Origin of the sequence: Aminobacter aganoensis (assembly GCF_014206975.1) — a bacterium.
In the GTDB taxonomy this organism is placed as follows: Bacteria; Pseudomonadota; Alphaproteobacteria; order Rhizobiales; family Rhizobiaceae; genus Aminobacter; species Aminobacter aganoensis.
In genome coordinates, this window is sequence record NZ_JACHOU010000004.1 from 187,604 (window position 1) to 203,475 (window position 15,872).

At 63.5% G+C, this 15,872-nt stretch carries 20 protein-coding genes; 11 read left to right on the forward strand and 9 right to left on the reverse strand.

Going from position 1 to position 15,872, the window contains the following annotated elements; genetic code table 11:
- The first annotated feature begins 48 nt into the window (after positions 1 to 48).
- From GGR00_RS11730 to GGR00_RS11745, 4 genes are all read left to right on the forward strand, one after another.
- Positions 49 to 645 carry a cold-shock protein gene (locus GGR00_RS11730; RefSeq protein ID WP_055970704.1) on the forward strand — a complete coding sequence of 199 codons (597 nt, stop codon included), beginning with the start codon at positions 49 to 51 and terminating at the stop codon, positions 643 to 645.
- A gap of 24 nt (positions 646 to 669) precedes the next feature.
- Positions 670 to 1,188 carry a DUF192 domain-containing protein gene (locus GGR00_RS11735; RefSeq protein WP_055970705.1) on the forward strand — a complete coding sequence of 173 codons (519 nt, stop codon included), beginning with the start codon at positions 670 to 672 and terminating at the stop codon, positions 1,186 to 1,188.
- Between the two features lie 35 nt (positions 1,189 to 1,223).
- On the forward strand, positions 1,224 to 1,997 hold the full coding sequence (locus GGR00_RS11740; protein ID WP_055970706.1) for an alpha/beta fold hydrolase: 774 nt from the start codon (positions 1,224 to 1,226) through the stop codon (positions 1,995 to 1,997).
- Positions 1,998 to 2,081: 84 nt separating this feature from the next.
- Positions 2,082 to 2,645: a hypothetical protein gene (locus GGR00_RS11745; protein ID WP_184699518.1), complete on the forward strand. Its 564-nt coding sequence runs from the start codon at positions 2,082 to 2,084 to the stop codon at positions 2,643 to 2,645.
- 27 nt (positions 2,646 to 2,672) lie between these two features.
- Here GGR00_RS11745 and GGR00_RS11750 read toward each other — a convergent pair whose 3' ends face one another.
- Positions 2,673 to 3,260 (reverse strand): HD domain-containing protein, encoded by a 588-nt coding sequence (locus GGR00_RS11750; protein ID WP_184699519.1) that lies wholly within the window; start codon positions 3,258 to 3,260, stop codon positions 2,673 to 2,675.
- 1 nt (position 3,261) lies between these two features.
- Entirely contained in the window at positions 3,262 to 4,044 is a 783-nt protein-coding gene (locus GGR00_RS11755; RefSeq protein WP_184699520.1) for an enoyl-CoA hydratase-related protein, read from the reverse strand.
- Between the two features lie 129 nt (positions 4,045 to 4,173).
- Between GGR00_RS11755 and cysE the strand changes: the two genes are divergently transcribed.
- Both cysE and GGR00_RS11765 read left to right on the forward strand, forming a co-directional pair.
- Positions 4,174 to 5,022 (forward strand): serine O-acetyltransferase, encoded by an 849-nt coding sequence (cysE, locus tag GGR00_RS11760; protein ID WP_184699521.1) that lies wholly within the window; start codon positions 4,174 to 4,176, stop codon positions 5,020 to 5,022.
- 128 nt (positions 5,023 to 5,150) lie between these two features.
- A complete protein-coding gene (locus GGR00_RS11765) occupies positions 5,151 to 5,354 on the forward strand; it encodes a DUF3126 family protein (RefSeq protein ID WP_055970710.1) in 204 nt (67 codons plus the stop codon).
- Between the two features lie 40 nt (positions 5,355 to 5,394).
- Here the strand turns inward: GGR00_RS11765 and GGR00_RS11770 are convergent, their stop codons facing one another.
- Complete coding sequence (locus GGR00_RS11770; RefSeq protein WP_184699522.1) at positions 5,395 to 6,120, reverse strand: hypothetical protein; 726 nt, start codon at positions 6,118 to 6,120, stop codon at positions 5,395 to 5,397.
- Between the two features lie 204 nt (positions 6,121 to 6,324).
- On the opposite strand from GGR00_RS11770, the gene GGR00_RS11775 reads away from it, so the two are divergent.
- Entirely contained in the window at positions 6,325 to 6,858 is a 534-nt protein-coding gene (locus tag GGR00_RS11775) for a gamma carbonic anhydrase family protein (RefSeq protein ID WP_184699523.1), read from the forward strand.
- A 364-nt stretch (positions 6,859 to 7,222) separates the two neighbouring features.
- Here the strand turns inward: GGR00_RS11775 and GGR00_RS11780 are convergent, their stop codons facing one another.
- The 3 genes from GGR00_RS11780 to GGR00_RS11790 all read right to left on the reverse strand — a co-directional run bounded on the left by GGR00_RS11780 (position 7,223) and on the right by GGR00_RS11790 (position 9,678).
- A complete protein-coding gene (locus GGR00_RS11780; protein ID WP_055970713.1) occupies positions 7,223 to 7,828 on the reverse strand; it encodes a transglutaminase-like cysteine peptidase in 606 nt (201 codons plus the stop codon).
- Positions 7,829 to 8,304: 476 nt separating this feature from the next.
- Complete coding sequence (locus tag GGR00_RS11785; protein ID WP_055970715.1) at positions 8,305 to 8,922, reverse strand: PilZ domain-containing protein; 618 nt, start codon at positions 8,920 to 8,922, stop codon at positions 8,305 to 8,307.
- Positions 8,923 to 9,039: 117 nt separating this feature from the next.
- Positions 9,040 to 9,678: a PAS domain-containing protein gene (locus GGR00_RS11790; protein WP_055970717.1), complete on the reverse strand. Its 639-nt coding sequence runs from the start codon at positions 9,676 to 9,678 to the stop codon at positions 9,040 to 9,042.
- Between the two features lie 378 nt (positions 9,679 to 10,056).
- Here GGR00_RS11790 and GGR00_RS11795 point away from each other — a divergent pair, with 378 nt between their 5' ends.
- Together GGR00_RS11795 and GGR00_RS11800 are read left to right on the forward strand one after the other, a co-directional pair.
- Positions 10,057 to 10,791 (forward strand): rhomboid family intramembrane serine protease, encoded by a 735-nt coding sequence (locus GGR00_RS11795; protein WP_184699524.1) that lies wholly within the window; start codon positions 10,057 to 10,059, stop codon positions 10,789 to 10,791.
- A gap of 101 nt (positions 10,792 to 10,892) precedes the next feature.
- Complete coding sequence (locus tag GGR00_RS11800; protein ID WP_055970721.1) at positions 10,893 to 11,324, forward strand: CBS domain-containing protein; 432 nt, start codon at positions 10,893 to 10,895, stop codon at positions 11,322 to 11,324.
- 54 nt (positions 11,325 to 11,378) lie between these two features.
- On the opposite strand, the gene GGR00_RS11805 is transcribed toward GGR00_RS11800, so the two are convergent.
- The gene (locus GGR00_RS11805; protein ID WP_055970724.1) at positions 11,379 to 11,636 is read right to left on the reverse strand and encodes a YjhX family toxin; all 258 of its coding nucleotides are present in this window, start codon (positions 11,634 to 11,636) and stop codon (positions 11,379 to 11,381) included.
- A 344-nt stretch (positions 11,637 to 11,980) separates the two neighbouring features.
- Between GGR00_RS11805 and gatB the strand changes: the two genes are divergently transcribed.
- Both gatB and GGR00_RS11815 read left to right on the forward strand, forming a co-directional pair.
- Entirely contained in the window at positions 11,981 to 13,483 is a 1,503-nt protein-coding gene (gene gatB, locus GGR00_RS11810) for an Asp-tRNA(Asn)/Glu-tRNA(Gln) amidotransferase subunit GatB (RefSeq protein WP_055970726.1), read from the forward strand.
- 2 nt (positions 13,484 to 13,485) lie between these two features.
- Positions 13,486 to 13,977, forward strand: a complete 492-nt coding sequence (locus tag GGR00_RS11815; RefSeq protein WP_184699525.1) for a GNAT family N-acetyltransferase — start codon at positions 13,486 to 13,488, stop codon at positions 13,975 to 13,977.
- 169 nt (positions 13,978 to 14,146) lie between these two features.
- Here the strand turns inward: GGR00_RS11815 and panC are convergent, their stop codons facing one another.
- Together panC and panB are read right to left on the reverse strand one after the other, a co-directional pair.
- Positions 14,147 to 14,992, reverse strand: a complete 846-nt coding sequence (panC, locus tag GGR00_RS11820) for a pantoate--beta-alanine ligase (RefSeq protein WP_184699526.1) — start codon at positions 14,990 to 14,992, stop codon at positions 14,147 to 14,149.
- A complete protein-coding gene (panB, locus tag GGR00_RS11825; protein ID WP_055970731.1) occupies positions 14,989 to 15,825 on the reverse strand; it encodes a 3-methyl-2-oxobutanoate hydroxymethyltransferase in 837 nt (278 codons plus the stop codon). The genes panC and panB overlap by 4 nt, the downstream gene beginning before the upstream one ends.
- Positions 15,826 to 15,872: the final 47 nt, after the last annotated feature.

The window sequence follows — 15,872 nt, forward strand, 5'->3', positions numbered from 1 at the left end:
TTATTTCAAGAATCAGTAGTGGCGTTTGCAAGGAAAGGGGGCGTTCTGATGGGGGAAAAGGCCTCTCTCTTGGTGCGGAGCGGCGAAGGCCGCGAAGCTTTCGAGCATGATGACATCGCTGATGGCGCCGGCCTCGTCGAGGTTTCCGGCGCCATAAAATGGTTTGACGTGGCCAAGGGCTACGGCTTCATTCTTCCCGATGGCGGCGGTGCTACCGATGTGCTGCTGCACGTCACCTGCCTGCGCCGCGACGGGTTCCAGACCGCTCTCGAAGGCGCCCGCGTGGTTTGCCTGGTCAAGCAGGGCGACCGCGGCCTGCAGGCCTTCCGCGTGCTTTCCATCGACAATTCGACCGCCGTGCACCCTGCCGAGATGCAGGAGCAGCGCACCCACGTCGCCGTGACCGCCGAGAGCGGGCTGGAGCGCGCGCTGGTCAAGTGGTTCAACCGCACCAAGGGGTTCGGCTTCCTGACGCGCGGCGAGGGCACCGAGGACATCTTCGTCCACATGGAGACGCTGCGCCGCTTTGGCGTGACCGAGCTCCGCCCGGGGCAGGTTGTCCTGGTCCGTTTCGGCAAGGGCGACAAAGGCCTTATGGCTGCCGAAATTCACCCCGATCTAGGAACCTTGCCGGTCTCGCACTAGGCTGAGACCGCCGCAGGGGAATGTATGACCAGACGTAAATCGCTTTTGGCTGGCATGACCGGCGCCGCATGGCTTGCGGCAGCCGTTTTTGTCGTTTCGCTCTCCTCGACCCCGCCGGTCCTTGCCCAGCAGGCGATGGCGTTGCCGGCCGATCCCGAGCCGCTGGTCGCGGTCACCGCCAAGGGCGAGGTTTCCTTCCGCATCGAAGTTGCCGACGAACCGGGCGAACGCGCCATGGGGCTGATGCACCGCAAGGACCTTGCCGACGACCAGGGCATGCTGTTCGTCTTCGAGCAGACCCAGCCGGTCGGCTTCTGGATGAAGAACACGCCGCTGCCGCTCGACCTCGTTTTCGTCGGCCCGGACGGCAAGGTGCTCGACATCCAGCAGGGCACGCCGTTTTCGGAAGCCGTCATCGCGCCCGACGAACCGGCGCGCTTCGTGCTTGAACTCAAGGCCGGAACGGCGGCAAGGACCGGCATCGCCGACGGTATCGTGCTGAAGCATCGGGCGATCACCGCCGCGGCTGGCAATCCCGGCTGAGGCGAGATCCCGGCCAAAGACCATTCGGAGCAACGATGGCAATCGATCACTTTTCCCACGAAGGTTTCGACCTGGCGTTTCTCGACCAGGCACCGGCGAACGGTCGCGGCGACCCGGTGCTGATGATCCACGGATTTGCTTCCAGTCATTACGTCAACTGGGTGTCGCCCGGCTGGTTCAAGACGCTGACCGAGGCCGGCTACCGCGCCATCGCCTTCGACAATCGCGGCCATGGCGGCTCGTCGAAGAGCTATGACGAGGCCGACTACACACCGGGCAAGATGGCCGGCGACGCGCTGGCGCTGCTCGACCATCTCGGCATCGAGCGCGCCCATGTCATGGGTTATTCGATGGGTGCCCGCATCTCCGCCTTCCTGGCGCTCGAGGCACCGGAGCGGGTGGCGACACTGGTGTTCGGCGGGCTTGGCATCGGCATGGTCGACGGCGTCGGCGACTGGGACCCGATCGCCTCGGCGCTGCTGGCACAGGATCCGGAGACGATCACCCATCGTCGCGGCAAGTCGTTTCGTGCCTTCGCCGACCAGACGCGCAGCGACAAGCGGGCGCTTGCCGCCTGCATCGCCACCTCGCGCGAGTTGCTGACGGAAGCCGACATGTCCCGCATCACCCAGCCGACGCTGGTGGCGGTGGGCACCACCGACGACATCGGCGGCTCGGCAGCCGAACTCGCCGCGCTGATGCCCAAGGCGGTCGCGTTCGACATAGAGGGCCGCGACCACATGCTGGCCGTCGGCGACAAGGCGTTCAAGAAGCGCGTGCTGGAATTCCTGGCCGAAAACCCGGTCTGAGGCGGACAGCGACCATAGCTCTGTACCACCTGGGCTTTGCTTGACAATGTCAGATAATGGTCTTGTCGCAGTGGAGTCGAACCTATGGTCAGCCACCGTCTTCGGTGCACAAGTGCACAACTTCGACAAATTGCCCACGATATTGTTGGCTATCAACTGGCGCCATACCCGCAGCTTCCATCGTTTGCGCGTTGTCGGCTTCTCCACCGAAATGGTGGGATTACAGAAGTTCGTGCTACCGACCTCGATGTTGCAGACAAGTTCGAGGTGTGGACGTTGGCGCTGAGCGAGATGGCCGTGCCTGCGGAGCTTGATTTTGTTCCGTGGCCCTTCGAAACTTGGAGCGTCCAGGTGCTCGTCAGTGATCAATATGTCGTTCGTGATCGTGATCCGCACCCTGAACTGGTGGGCACCGAGCCGTTTGTGCATTTCGCAACGAGGCCAGGTACGGTACCCGCCGGTGCGATCTCCCGATGCCGAGTAGATCGAGGCCTCCTCTTTGAAGGTGCCAGCGGCAAGCACTTGGCAATCGCAGCTGATTGGTTTCCGATGAACCTGTTCGTTTCAGAAGACGAGAAGGCTATCGAAGAATATGTCGCGGATTCTTTGCACCTCGATCTCGAAGCCTATTTGAGGTCGCGAGGCTAAATTGACGCCGGCATGGCGGTCGACGGTTTATGCCAGGTGGGCTATCGACCGTTCCATGTTTTCCCGTGCCTGCGCCTCGAAGCGCGCCACGAAAAGGTTGGTGTGGAAGATGCGTGGCCGGGCCAGGAAATTGCGCAGCACTGCAGCGCGGCCGGCGCGCCAGTCGGCCTCGCTGACCCAGCCATACTCGCGCCTTACGTCCGCCTCGTAGGCGTCGAACGTTGCCGGCGGTGCGCCGAGGATCGACAGGTCCATGTCGAGCAGCAGGGCGGCATCGTTTCTTGCGGGAGCATCTTCGAAGGTCGGCACCTCATGCGTTGCGGTCGCTTCGATCATCGCGACGATGCGGGCGAGGCGAGGCGCGTCGACCTGCTCTTTCAGCTTGTCGGCGGCGAGGGCGGCGCTCAATGCCTCGTTGTCCTTGCGGCGGCTGTCGTAGATCGCATCGTGGAACCAGATGGCTGCCTCGACTGCGTCGGGGTCGGCGAACGCGGTACGATGCGCCTCAAGCAGCGCGAGCAGCGCCTCGATGTGGCGGATGCCGTGATAGTGGCGATCCATGGCCTCGTAGAGCCTGATCAGTTCGGCCTTCGTGCCCTCGTCGATCAGTGACATGTCATCGCCCTCTGAACACAGGCGTGCGACGGGCGTGGAAGGCCGCGCGGCCCTCGGCATAGTCGGTGCTGACGAAGGTGGTGTCGCCGACGGCCTGGGCAAGGGCGGCTTCGTCGGCATCGTGGCTGAGTGCGGCGCGGATGGCAGCCTTGGAGGCCCGTACCGACAGCGGCGCGTTTTCGGAAATGGTGCGGGCGATCTCGCTGATGCGCGTGTCGAACCGGTCGGCTTCGACGATTTCAAGAAGGAAACCCGCGCCAAGCGCCGCCCGCGCGTCGATGCGCCCGGCGGTGTAGGTGAGGTAGCGGGCCATTTGCGGGCCCGCGGCCCAGACGATGTCGCCCATGGCATCCTGCGGATAAGCGAGGCCGAGGCGCGCCGCCGGCACCGCGAACTGCGCGTCAGCCGTGGCGATGCGCAGGTCGCAGGCGGCCGCAAGGCCGAAACCGCCGCCGAAGCAGATGCCGCGGATCGCGGCGATGACTGGAATGGCGCAGTTGCGCAGGGCGGCGAAGGCTGCAGAATTGGTCGCCTCGTAGGCGCGCGCGCTTTCGGCGGTGCCGCGCAGCGTGTCGAATTCGCCGATGTCGGCGCCGGCGGAAAAATCGTCGCCGGCACCGCGCAGAACGATGACCCTGGCGTCGGGATCGGCCGAAAATGCGTTCACGCGAGCGGCCAGATCGACCCACATCGCCTGGGTTACGGCATTCTTGCGCGCGGAGCGGTTGATGACGATGGTCGCTACGCCATCGTTCGTTGTGACCAGCAAGGGTTCAGTTTCCATGGCGCCTTGAATATCCGTGAACCAAATCCATCTGAACGAGCACTAAGGAAAATTGAGTTCAATCGTGCTAGCATGTGGCTTATATGTCCGACGCGGCATTGCACAAGCCGGCAGTGAACGGAGACGTCGATGAACACCATATCCGCAGCGCGCCCGAGCTCGGTGAAGCCGGTTGACCCGATCTGGAAGTCGGTGCGCGACGAGGCGACGGACGCGGTGGCGGGCGATCCGCTGCTGGCGGCGTTCCTCTATGCCACGATCCTCAACCAGGACACGCTGGAGGAGGCGGTGATCCATCGCCTGGCCGAGCGGCTGGCGCATCAGGACCTCGGCGCCGATCTCATTCGCCAGACATTCTATGCCATGCTCGAGGATAGCCCGGACTGGAGCGACACCGTTCGCACCGACATCCAGGCCTATTACGACCGCGACCCGGCCTGCGACCGCTATCTGATGCCGGTGCTGTATTTCAAGGGTTTCCACGCCATCCAGACGCATCGCCTGGCGCACTGGCTGTGGAACCGCGGCCGCAAGGATTTTGCGCTCTACCTCCAGAGCCGCTCGTCTTCGGTGTTCCAGACCGACATCAACCCGGCGGCGCGCATGGGCAAGGGCATCTTCATCGACCATGCCACCGGGCTGGTCGTCGGCGAGACCGCCGTCATCGAGGACGATGTCTCGATCCTGCACGGCGTGACGCTGGGCGGCACCGGCAAGGCCGGCGGCGATCGCCATCCCAAGATCCGCTATGGCGTGCTGATTGGCGCCGGCGCCAAGATCCTCGGCAATATCGAGGTCGGCCATTGCTCGAAGATCGCGGCCGGCTCGGTGGTGCTGTCGCCGGTTCCGCACAACAAGACGGTGGCAGGCGTTCCCGCGCGCGTCGTCGGCGAAACCGGCTGCGACCGGCCGTCGAGCCAGATGGACCAGCTGTTGCCGTCGCAGACCATGGATCACGTCGTCAGCTTCGACATTTGAGATCGCACGGCGGCGCCCATGACGGGCGCTGGACGCGATTTGCGCGGGAGTAAGCCAAGCCTTGCCTTTACAGGGCCATGCTTGGCGTGTCAGAAGCGCGTCTCTTAACGACAAGCCGGAGAAGCCAGTTGAAGCCGGAAGAAATCCGAAAACTCGACGCCTATTTCAAGCGCCAGTTCCAGAACCCCACGCTTCAGGTCAAGGCGCGTCCGCGCAAGGACGACTCGGCCGAAGTCTATATTGGTGACGAATTCCTCGGCATCGTCTTCAAGGACGAAGACGATGGCGACTACAATTTCTCGATGGCGATCCTCGACATCGACCTGGCCTGATCGTTGATCAAGCCTGACGCCGCGCGCTTGGCGCGTGGCGTCATTCGACGTGCAGCATGGCATTGGCCTTGGCGACGATTGCCGCATCCAGCGCACGCCAGTCTCCCAAAAGCTCCCGCGGAAACCGGTAGGTCATGCTCAGGCCGTTGCCGACGAAGACGTCGCGTTCGCAAGGTGCCAGGGATTCGTCAGCTTCGGTGCCATTGAGGCAACGGGCGACAAAGGCCGGTTCGCCGCTGCGCGCTGCAACCGCCAGCACCTCGTTGAGATAGCCGGACGTCTCGCTGAAGCCGAACAACGTCATGCCCTCGGGGCCGGGCACGCCTGGCTTGACGGTGAGCGCGTTGTAGATCGGCGCAAGCCGCCCGCTCATGTCGCGCGTCATCACGCGTGGCTCGAGGCTCACGAAGATGATGCGCTTGTTGCCATCGAGATTGTTGAAGGCCGGACGCGCAGCTTCGCTGTAGCCGTCCAGTTCGGGCCAGCGCAGATAGAGGTCGAGACGGCTGGCCACGCCGTCGCGACGGGCTTTTTCGAAGCGGATCGTATTGGCGGGAGCCGCAATGACGTCGTTGCCGATGACGATCTCGCGCGTCGTCATGTCGTCGGTGTAACCGGCCATGGCGATGGTGTGACCGAACCAGCGTCCGCCGAAGCTGATCGCCAGCGACAGCGCAGCCAGGACGGCCAAGCCGCAGAAGACCTTCATCATCAGCGCCGAATCGACGATTTCGAAACCGGAGCTTTCAGCTGCCTCTTGTTTCATTCGTCGTCTCCAGGGTGCCGGCCATCCGGATCTGCGCGGTTGGATGTCGCTGCGACCAGGTCGCAAGTCTTGCCATCCATGGGCCTGATATTCATCCGACATTGCGCGAGCATGGTTAACGGCGCGTTAAGCGCATGTCGCGCGCTTGCCTTGCAAGCGGTCCCTAAATAGGTTGCGCGCCACCAACGGATGAGGATTTTGACGATGCCGCTTTACGCACTCGACGGGGTCGAACCGCAGTTCGAGGATCGCTCCAGCAACTGGATTGCGCCGGATGCTGCGGTTGTCGGCGATGTCAGGATCGGGCGCGATGTCGGCATCTGGTTCGGCGCGGCCATTCGCGGCGACCGCGAGACGATCACCATCGGTGCGCGCTCCAACGTCCAGGAGCATACGGTGATGCACACCGACCCAGGTTTCCCGCTGACCATCGGCGAGGGATGCACCATCGGCCACTGCGCCATCCTGCACGGCTGCACCATCGGCGACAATTCGCTGATCGGCATGGGCGCGATCGTGCTCAATGGCGCGAAGATCGGCAAAAACTGCCTGGTGGGGGCCGGTGCGCTGGTGACCGAAGGCAAGGAATTTCCGGACAATTCGCTGATCGTCGGCTCCCCCGCCAAGGTCATTCGTACACTCGACGATGCCGCTGCGGAGCGCCTCGGGAAATCCGCCACCGACTACGTTGCCAACCAGCGCCGCTTCGATGCCGGGCTCAAGAAGATCGCGGATTAGGCCAGGTAGCCGGCGGCGAAGGACATTGCGAGCAGCAGGCCTACCAAGATCACGATCTTCCACGGTTTGCGGCGATGGATCTTGCCAAGCCGGTCCTCGGCTCGGAATTCATCGAGGGATCGAAGTCGTTTCCTGAGCTCTACGCGGTCGCCTGAGCCATGTGACTATCCGTTTCAGCCGGAAAAGGCGGAGCCGGCCCGGGGACTTGGGCCGGCTCCTAGACCCGGTCGTTGGGGACGGGGAGGGTGGGGACGCGACCGGGTTTCTCGCCTGCGCATGATTCCGAAACATCGGAACCGATCATGCGCCGTTTCAAAGTGCCGCGACGTCCTATGTGCCCCAGGGACGCGCGGCGCTGCAGAACCTAGCGAACCGACGCGACCGCGTCGGCGCGGCCATCGTTGATGGCAATCCAGACGCCCGAATTCCGTTCGGACTGGCGCTTGAGATAGGTGTAAGGCGTCTCGTTCCAGGCCATGACCTGGGTGTCGAGATTGTCGAGCACGAACTCGCCGAGGTTGGTGCGCACGGTCAGCACGGCGTGGCCCTCGCCGTTCGGTTGGCGTGCGACGGTGATGAGCAGGTTGCCGGCCGGAACGCCCAGGGACATCAGGCGGCGGCGCTTCTCCAAGACATAGTCTTCGCAGTCGCCGGCGCCCGTGGTCGGGTAGGACCAGACTTCCTCCTGGCCCCACATCTCCATGTCGGTGCGTGGAGCGACCGCGGTGTTGACCTCGTCGTTGATCGCGACGATCTCTTTCCACAGGCTGCGGGTCAGTTCGACGGGGGCGCTACTGGCGGTCTTTTCGCTGCATTCGATCGGCGAGCGCTTGCACAGCTCATAATGGCCGACGGGCTGCGTGGTGCGGCCGTTGGTCTGCATGGCCACCGGCGCGGCAAGCGCGCCGCCAATGGCGCCGGCCTGAAGTGTCGCGGCCAGAAGAAGAAGCCATCCCCGACGCTTGAACATTTTGTAGTCTCCCCGTTTGAGGAGACAATGACAGGCGCGGATTTATTTCACGCAAAACAGCGAAGTAGATGTTGAGTAAAAACCGGAGAGAACTCTCATAAACAAAGAATAGAATAATAATAAAACTTGCAGAAAATTTGATTACAATTTTATCGAGTTGGCGCGGCTGTCGAGTTTGGAGCGGGATGTTTGCGTGTGGATGACGTGGCGGAGCTCCGAGGATTCATGCCGCAGTCGAGCTATAGGCACCGCGGTCCAACGTTCAGTTGTCCTGGCGTGGAACAGCCACGCAGTCGCGCCTTTGCATTCAGTCTCGTGGAACTGCCTTGTTCGCGGAACTGCCATGCAAGCGCCGGAGCAAGGCATCGGGATGCATGTTGCCCGGTTTCGGTTCGGGCCAAGCGCAATAGCTCGGCCTGCCGGGGCAGTCCGGGCGATATCCTGTTGTGTGGAAAGCCTTGGTCGGCGGCCGGCCGTCAGGTGCGCGGCCGGTTAAATTCCGAATCCAGCGATTCCGGGCGCTGGACGACGGCGAACTCGATGGCGACGCCGTCCTCGAAATGGCGGACGATCTGGCCGCGCATGGTGCCGAGCGTCACCTGGACGCCGATCGCCGGCTTGACCTCGATCTCGACGGCTGCGCCTGAAAGCGAAAGGTCGATGATGCGGCAGGGATATTGCCGGCCGTCGATGAGCTGCAGCACGCTGACCGGGTTGCGCGGCGCCACGCGTTCGTGGCGGCGGTCCTCGGGCAGGTCGAGCTCATGCTTGTTGGCGAGCCAGGTGAGCTGTGCCGCCAGCTTGTCCTTCTTGCGGTCCGACGCGATAACGGTCATGGCAAAACCGTCCGACAAGGTGCGGGTGACGACGCCTTCGACGCGGCCGATGTGGTCGATATAGGCGATCACCTTTTCGCCCGGCATGCCCGAGCGGTCGGAGCGGAAGGCGACGTTGCCGGGCGACATGTCGACCACCTGGCCGGCATGCTCGGTGCGATCCTCGAGCATGAAGCGGCCATAGATCTTCACGCGGACGCGCTGGAAATTCCGCCGCTCCGCCCGTGACGGCGCGTAGTCCATCGCCGCTGGCCTCATGCTAACCTCATATCCGCAGGCTCCCATCGAACAGCTTCGGGGAGCTATTCTGGAAAAATACCGCCGGAGAGGTTAACAAAACGCGTAGTTTTCTACCGTTGCGTGAGGTTGCTGACGCTATTCCTCGCGTCCGCCTTCGAGAACGAACAGATGGCGGATGCGGCGGGCACCGTCGAGCGGGTTCTGCTCGCCTTCCAGGGCAGAATCGCTCGGCGCGAGCGACGGCACGGTGACGGCCGGGCGGTTCTTGAGGAACATCGGCTCGAGGTCCGGATCGACGACGCGCACGCTTTCGATCGAGGCGTCGGTGAGCGGGTCGGAACCGAGCCAGAACGGCCGCTCGACGCTGGACAGCACGCCCAGGCTGCGCGGGTTCTCTATGCCGCCGTCGAGCGGCAAAAGCAGCATCTCGAAGGTCGTGGCGCGCCGGTTCGAGGTGAAGCCCTCGAACGTGATGACGACCACCGATTTCTGCTGGAACACGCCATAGGCGAGGCGGGCCATCAGCCGCTGGTCCTTTTGGCGCCACAGCGAGGGGAACGAAAAGCCCTTGAGCTCGCGGCCGAAGGTGGCGCAGAGCCTTGTACCGGCGAGGCGGAAGACCGCTTCGCCGCGGGCGTCGCGCTCGAGGATGAAAGTGTCGGCAAGCAGGCCCTTGATGTCGGCCGGTTCGACCTCCGTGCGTTTGGGTGCGGGTCTGCCGTCGCGAAGGCGGTTCCAGTATTGGAACAGTGCCAGCGATCCTTTCTGTTTCATATTGCTCCGCTCCGAGCGCTTCCGTGCCTGATGTGCCATCCGAGGACAGAATCGCTTCAATCTTGAGGACTACATGAGGCGCGGAGCAGGACGCGTGCCAGTCACAGTAACAGTTGTTAACGCTTGGGGGTCGGTAAGGTTAACAAAGGGTTTACGTTGCCGGCCGGGACCATCCGTGAGATGTTCAAGTCACTCCATGAAGTGGCCGCTTAGCCGCGGCCGGCAGCACTTCAGTCAAAGGTTTATTGGGGACGGGCAGGGGGGCTCGACCAGCCGTCCAGGGGAAACCCTGGGCGGCTTTCTTTTTTGCGCTTTCAGCTCGGCTGTTCTAGATGGGGTCCGGGCCCACCCGCCCGAAGAGACCCGGATCAGAGGCGCATGAGCGAACAGCCAAGTCCCATCGACAATACCCGCGACATGGACGAGCAACTGCCTTCGCGGCGCGAACCGGTGTTCAACCTGCCGCCGGTTGTCGTGGCCGTCATCGGCATCTGCGTCGCCATCCACCTGGTGCGTGTCTACCTGCTCAGCCTCGACCAGGATCTCTGGCTGCTGATCCGCGCGGCCTTCATCCCGATCCGCTATTCCGGCCAGTTCGATATCGATGTCTATGCCTTCACCACGCCGCTGACATACGCCTTCTTGCATGGCGGCTTTGCTCATCTGATCATCAACATGGTCTGGCTCGCGGCCTTTGGCTCGCCTTTGGCGAACCGGCTCGGCGTCCTGCAGTTCTGCATCTTCTTTGCGGTGACCACGCTCGCTGCGGTGGCGCTGCACTACGTGCTCCACCCCCTCGACCAGGCGCCGCTGGTCGGTGCGTCGGGTGCCATTTCGGGCATGATGGGTGCCGCCGCGCGCTTCAGCTTCCAGATCGACCGATCGCACGGCAAGCCGGCCTTCGCCGGTGCGCCGCTGCCGATCCGCGATGTGTTCCGGTCGCGCGCGACGGTGACGTTCCTGGCGGTCTGGATGGTGGTCAACCTCGTCACCGGCCTGGTCGGTCTTGCCCCCGGCGACGATAGCCAGATCGCCTGGGAGGCGCATATCGGCGGGTTCCTGGCGGGGTTCCTGGGCATCCGGTTTTTTGACCGCGGACCAAAATACGCCTGAGTGCGTTGTACTTGAAATGCTGACTAATGCAGAGCACCATGCACTTGGCTCCATGGGCCGCATGGAGTGTTTACGCAGACCGACAGCAGCAGGAGGACCCGATGACAGTGAAGGCTATTCTTGAGCGGAAGGGCCATGACGTTTTTACCATTGGGCCCAACGTGCAGTTGTCGGAGGCGGTCAGTATCCTTGCCGAACATCGTATCGGCGCTCTTGTCGTCACCAATGGCGACCGCAAGATCGTCGGCATCCTTTCGGAGCGCGACGTCGTCCGCATCATCGGCAAGGAAGGCGGTGCCGCCCTTGAAAAGACGGTGCGCGAAGTGATGACCCCCAAGGTCAAGATCTGCAACGAAAACCACACGGTCAACCAGGTGATGGAGATCATGACCGTTGGCCGCTTCCGCCATCTGCCCGTCGAGCGCGACGGCTATCTCTACGGCATCGTCTCCATCGGCGACGTCGTCAAGCGCCGCATCGAGGATGTCGAGCGCGAGGCGGAGGAGATCAAGGCCTACATCGCCACCGCCTGAAGGCGGCGAAAATAGCGCCGGACCCGCTTTTGACGCGGATCCGGCGACTTTGCGCTACCTGTTGTCGAGCTCGGGGCGCACCAGTTTCAGGCCGACCCTGGTGATGCGGTACGGCCCGCCTTGCGACGAGGCGACAGCCTTCCTTCGCTTCAGCTTCCTGAAGAGATCGAGATCGAAGTCCGGATATTGCCAGCCATCGCGGGTGAGGCACATCACCGCTTCGATCTTGTTGTTGTCGTCTTTTTCGATTTCGATCCGCCCGCCCTGGGCGAGCAGGTGCAGGATGCGCTGCTCTATGCGCGATATGTTCATGTCTGGATGAGTCCTGGAAAACCTGGCCAGACAGCCAACTGAGCTGAACGGCCAAAACAAAAAGCCGCAGCCGCGATCGCTCACGGCACGGGGTTTCTGGTTTTCACGCCCCGCCTTCAGGAGAAGGTCGGGGCCTTAGCGGGACTCAGACGAGGTGAACATCCAAACTCCATCGGGATGGCACTGATATAGCCAGATTGCGCCCAGGATGCCAGCCGGGGCGCGGCTTTGTCGTCTTATGGGCAGGCGACAGTTGCAACGGGGCAACGATTGATCTAGCGAAACGGGACGATTTGTCGTTCGCCGACAGGCGACAAAACAGACACGGACGTATTCGGATTACCATGAGCATCATCGACACCCGCACGCCCGACGCCAAGCGTCTCATTCCCGGTGCCACCGGTGACTGGGAAGTCATCATCGGCCTGGAGGTCCATGCCCAGGTGACGTCGGAGGCAAAGCTGTTCTCAGGCGCTTCGACGGCTTTCGGCGCCGAACCCAACGCCAATGTCAGTCTTGTCGATGCGGCGATGCCCGGCATGCTGCCCGTCATCAACGAGGAATGCGTGCGCCAGGCGATCCGCACCGGCCTTGGCCTGAAGGCGCAGATCAACCTCAAGTCGGTCTTTGACCGCAAGAACTATTTCTATCCCGACCTGCCGCAGGGCTACCAGATCTCGCAGTTCAAGCAGCCGATCGTCGGCGAGGGCACGATGACCATTTCGGTCGGTCCCGACCGCAAGGGCGAGTTCGAGGACATCGAGATCGGCATCGAGCGCCTGCATCTGGAGCAGGATGCCGGCAAGTCGATCCACGACCAGCACCCGACGATGTCCTACGTCGACCTCAACCGCTCTGGCGTGGCGCTGATGGAGATCGTTTCCAAGCCCGACATGCGCTCGGCCGACGAGGCCAAGGCCTATGTCACCAAGCTGCGCACCATCGTGCGCTATCTCGGCACCTGCGACGGCAACATGGACGAAGGCTCGATGCGCGCCGACGTCAACGTCTCGGTGCGCCGTCCCGGCAGCGAGTTTGGCACTCGCTGCGAGATCAAGAACGTCAACTCGATCCGCTTCGTCGGCCAGGCCATCGAATACGAGGCGCGTCGCCAGATCGCCATTATCGAGGACGGCGGCAAGATCGACCAGGAGACCCGCCTGTTCGACCCCAACAAGGGCGAGACGCGCTCGATGCGCTCCAAGGAAGAGGCGCACGACTACCGCTACTTCCCCGATCCGGACCTTCTGCCGCTCGAATTCGACCAGGCCTATGTCGACGAACTCGCCAAGGACCTCGTCGAACTGCCCGACGATAAGAAGGACCGCCTGGTCAAGGCGCTCGGCCTGTCGGTCTATGACGCCTCGATCCTGGTCTCGGAAAAGTCGATTGCCGACTATTTCGAGAAGGTGGCAGCCGGCCGCGACGGCAAGCTTGCCGCCAACTGGGTCATCAACGACCTGCTGGGTGCCTTGAACAAGGCCGGCAAGGACATCGAGAACGCCCCTGTTACGCCGGACCAGCTCGGCGCCGTCATCGACCTGATCAAGGAAGGCACGATTTCCGGCAAGATCGCCAAGGACCTGTTCGAGATCGTCTGGAACGAGGGCGGCGATCCGCGCGAGCTGGTCGAAAGCCGCGGCATGAAGCAGGTCACCGACACCGGCGCCATCGAGAAGGCTGTCGACGACGTCATTGCCGCCAACCCCGACAAGGCCGATCAGGCTCGCGCCAAGCCGACCATGGCCGGCTGGTTCGTCGGCCAGGTGATGAAGGCGACAGGCGGCAAGGCCAATCCGCAGGCCGTCAACGACCTCGTCAAGGCCAAGCTCGGCATCGAGGAATAGAGATGTTCGTACGCACGGCGAGCGAGCGCGACCTTGAGACGATCAAGGCGCTGCTCGCCGAGACGTGGCATGCGACCTATGACGCGATCTACGGCGCCCAGCGTGTCGACGAGATCACCACGGAATGGCACTCGCTGGCCTCGCTCAAGGCGCGGCTGACCAAGCCGAATTCCGAGTTCCTGGTTGCCGACGACGGCAAGAAGATCGCCGGCATGGCATATGCTGCGGCAACAAGCGACGCCAAGGTGGTGATGCTGCACCAGCTTCACGTGCGCCCTGCCAATCAGCGCGCCGGTATCGGCAGGATGCTGCTCGACGAGGTCGAGCAATGCTTTCCCGAGGCCCGGACCTTGCGCCTTGAAGTGGAACAGGCGAATGCCGGCGCTGTCGCCTTCTACAAGGCGAATGGCTTCGAGCGCGTCGGCGACACCGATAACTGCGGAACCGGACAGTCCGGCATTCCGGCGCTGATCTTCGAGAAGGTGCTTGGCTGAGACAGCTTTAACCTTCCCCTTGTGGGGAGGGTCGATCCGCGAAGCGGAGCGGGGTGGGGTCGAAAATCCCTGCCAGCTGTCGCGTGTGAGTACACCCACCCCGCGTCACGCGAGCTGCTGCGCAGCTCCCGTTCCGCGACCCTCCCCTCAAGGGGGAGGGTGGAAGCGCCTACCGCGCTGCGACCTCGACATTGTCGATCAGCCGTGTCTTGCCGAGCCGCGCCGCGACCAGTACGCGGCCGTCGCGGTCCTTGCGCCATGGTGCCAGCGTCACGCTTTCCCGTGCCTCGACATAGTCGACGACGTCGAACCCGGCAGCAAGGATCGCCTGACGGGCGCTGGCCATCGTCGACGCCTCGTCTGCACCGTCTTCGAGGGCGGTCGCAGCCTTGCGCAGCACCTTGTTGAGCTGGCGCGCCATGTCGAGTTCGGCTGCGCTGAGATAGGCGTTGCGCGACGACATCGCGAGGCCTTCGGCATCGCGGATCGTCGGTGAACCGAGCACCTCGACCGGCAGGTCGAGATCGCGGCACAGCTTCTTGACCACGCAAAGCTGCTGGTAGTCCTTCTCGCCGAAGACGGCGAGATCGGGCGCCGCCTGGATGAACAGCTTGCCGACGACGGTGGCGACGCCGTCGAAGAAGGCCGGGCGGAAGTCGGTTTCGAGCCCGGCAGAGGGGCCGCCGACCGAGATCGCCGTGGCGAAGCCTTGCGGATAGACCTCGTCGACGCCCGGCGTGAAGGCGAGGTGGACTCCCGCGTGGTCGAGCTTTTCGAGGTCGAGCGCCAGCTGGCGCGGATATTTGTCGAGGTCTTCGGTCGGTGCGAACTGGCGCGGATTGACGAAGATCGAGACGATGCAGCGGTCGGCGCGCTCAAGCGCCGCGCGCATCAGCGAGACGTGGCCGTCATGCAGGGCACCCATGGTCGGCACCAGCGCGACCTTGAGACCCTCGGCACGCCAGGCCTGCACCTGGGCGCGGAGGGCGGCGATGGTTTCGACGACGGAAGTCATGCCTTGTCCTTGCTCAGTGAAAACAGGTGTTCCGGCCCGGGAAAGGCGCGGCTGCGGACATCCCTCGCATAGTCTGCCGCGGCCTTGGATACCGTGTCGCGCAAAAGGGCATATTCCTTGACGAACTTGGGCACCCGGTCGACGGTGAGGCCGATGGCGTCGTCGATGACCAGGACCTGGCCGTCGCACTTGTCGCTGGCGCCGATGCCGATGGTCGGGATCGAGATGCGCCGGGTGATCTCCGTGGCCACCGGCTCCACCGTGCCCTCGATGACCACCGAAAACGCGCCGGCGGCTTCGACAGCCCTGGCATCGGCATAGAGCAGTTCGGCATTGGCCTCCGAGCGGCCCTTGATCTTGTAGCCGCCTTCTTTTTCGACCGACTGCGGCAGCAGCCCGATATGGCCCATCACCGGGATGCCGGCGGCGACGATGGCCGCGATCTGCGCGGCAATGGCCACGCCGCCTTCCAGCTTGACCGCATCGCAGCCGGTCTCGTCGACCAGGCGCCGGGCGCAGGCGACGGCGTTTTCGACGGTGTCCTCGTAGCTGCCGGCCGGCATGTCGACGACGACGCAGGCGCGGCTCGAACCGCGCATCACCGCCTGGCCGTGGGCGACCATCATGTCCATCGTCGCCCCAAGCGTGTTCGGATGGCCGTGCAGGACCATGGCGACGCTGTCGCCGATGAGCAGCAGGTCGACATGCGGGTCGAGCAGGCGGGCGATGGGATAGGTATAGGCGGTGAGGCAGACGATGGGGTCGCCACCCTTGCGGGCCGACAACTCGGCGGGCGTGATGCGGCGGCCAGCCACAGGCGCGTCAGAAGCCATGTCTTTTCCTCCCTCGGCCGGCACCGGCCTAAGCCAGTCCGTGAGCC